Consider the following 1,833-nt stretch of genomic DNA (forward strand, 5'->3'; position numbering starts at 1 on the left):
TGCTGGGGCTGGAGGACTCCGGTTCGCGGATGAACCGGATCGGCCGCAACGAGCTGAACTACGGCGGCCACCGCAGCATCGCCCGCAGCCTGGCCGATCTGGACGCGGTCACCGTTGAGGAGGTCAACGTGCTGGCCCGCCGGCTGCTGCGCCAACCCTGCGGTGCCGCGGTTCTCGGCCCGCACCGGTCGAAAGGGTCGCTTCCGCGTTGGCTGCGGTCGATGGCAGGCTAGGAGGATGACATTCACCTTCGCCGAGCTGGTAGTGCCGGTGGTGGCCGCGCCGATGGCCGGCGGCCCGAGCACGCCGGCGCTGGCGGCGGCGGTGTCGGATGCCGGCGGGCTGGGGTTCGTCGCCGGCGGATATCTGAGCGCCAAACAGCTGGCCGAGGACATCACGGCCGCCCGTGCCGCCGCCACGGGACCCGTTGGTGTCAATCTCTTTGTCCCCCAACCTAGCGCCGCCGACATGGTGCAGCTGGACGACTACGCGGAACACCTGGAGTCGCTGGCCGAGCACTACGGCGTCGCGGTGGGTGTGCCGCGCCCCGGTGATGACGACCTCTGGCCGGAGAAGCTGGAGGTGGTGGCCGATGTCCGGCCCGCGGTGGTGTCCTTCACCTTCGGGACCCCGTCTCCGGAGACCTTGGCGATGTTGCGGGAGTTGAACATCCTGACCCTGGTCACCGTGACGTCGGCCTATGAAGCCGGTATCGCCGTCGCCCACGGCGCCGGTGGGCTGGTGGTGCAGGGCCCCGAGGCCGGGGCACACCGCGGCACCTTCGCCCCGGACGTGGCGCCCGGAACCGAGTCGCTGGGTGAGCTGCTCGACGCGATCGTCGGCGCCCATGAGGGTGTTCCGGTTGTGGCTGCCGGCGGCTTGGGCACCGCGGCCGCTGTGGCCGGGGTGCTGGGCCGCGGCGCGGTGGCCGCGCAGGTCGGCACCGCACTGTTGCTGTGCGACGAGGCCGGAACCAACCCGACCTACCGCGCCGCGCTGCGGGACCCGAGCTTCGTCAACACCGTTGTGACGCGGGCGTTTTCCGGGCGGTATGCGCGTAGCCTGGAGAATGACTTCACCCGCGTTCTCGACGACGTGGCGCCGCTGGGGTACCCGGAGGTCAACCACATGACGTTGCCGATCCGCGCGGCGGCGGTGGCGTTCGGCGACCCGCAGGGCACCAACCTGTGGGCGGGGACCGCATACCGTTCCGCTCGTGCGGGATCCGCGGCCGATATCGTCGCCAGCCTGACCTGCTGAATCCTTCACGGCGAACAGAGCGGCTGGGCTAACTTCAGGGCATGGATTTTCGCTTTGACCCGGCTCGGCTCGTCGACCTGGCAGAGCAGACCGCACGCAGCTATATCAAGGCCGCCGAATGGGGCGAGCGGCAGATCTTCGCGGCGATCCGGTCGGCAATGGGCGTCAGCTCGGGGCAGGCCCCGGCGGCACCTCCGCCGGTCTCCGCCGAGGCACCCCGGAGTCTCGACGCCAAGATGCACAACCTGTTGGACCGCGCGGTCGGGCAGAACACGGCGTCGAGCCGCCAGGAGCTGTTCCACAAGATCCTCGACCAGATGGTGCCCGACGAAGCGCGGATCATCAGCGCCCTGTCCGACGGGTCGGCATCACCGTTGCTGAACGTCTATGCGCGCACCCGTGCGGGGCTGGTGGGTGAGGTGGTGCTGGAGAACATGTCGCTGATCGGAAAGACCGCCGGCCTCGCTCTTCCGCACCTGACACCGATGTATGTCAGCCATCTGCTCTCCCTCGGGCTGCTCGAGTCCGGGCCCGAGGACATCGCCTTGAAGGACGAGTACGAGATCCTCGGCG

Annotated in this window: 2 protein-coding genes and 1 pseudogene; all 3 read left to right on the forward strand. The window is 69.4% G+C overall.

What is annotated here, in order from left to right:
• A pseudogene (locus AC2VON_RS16345) lies at positions 1-233 on the forward strand (insulinase family protein); the annotation flags it as partial.
• A gap of 4 nt (positions 234-237) precedes the next feature.
• Positions 238-1,260 carry a nitronate monooxygenase gene (locus tag AC2VON_RS16350; protein ID WP_486953888.1) on the forward strand — a complete coding sequence of 341 codons (1,023 nt, stop codon included), beginning with the start codon at positions 238-240 and terminating at the stop codon, positions 1,258-1,260.
• Positions 1,261-1,301: 41 nt separating this feature from the next.
• Positions 1,302-1,833 (forward strand): Abi-alpha family protein (locus AC2VON_RS16355; RefSeq protein WP_486953889.1); only part of this gene is annotated, 532 nt, incomplete at its 3' end.

The sequence above is a fragment of the Mycobacterium sp. TH-M82 genome, assembly GCF_057473605.1.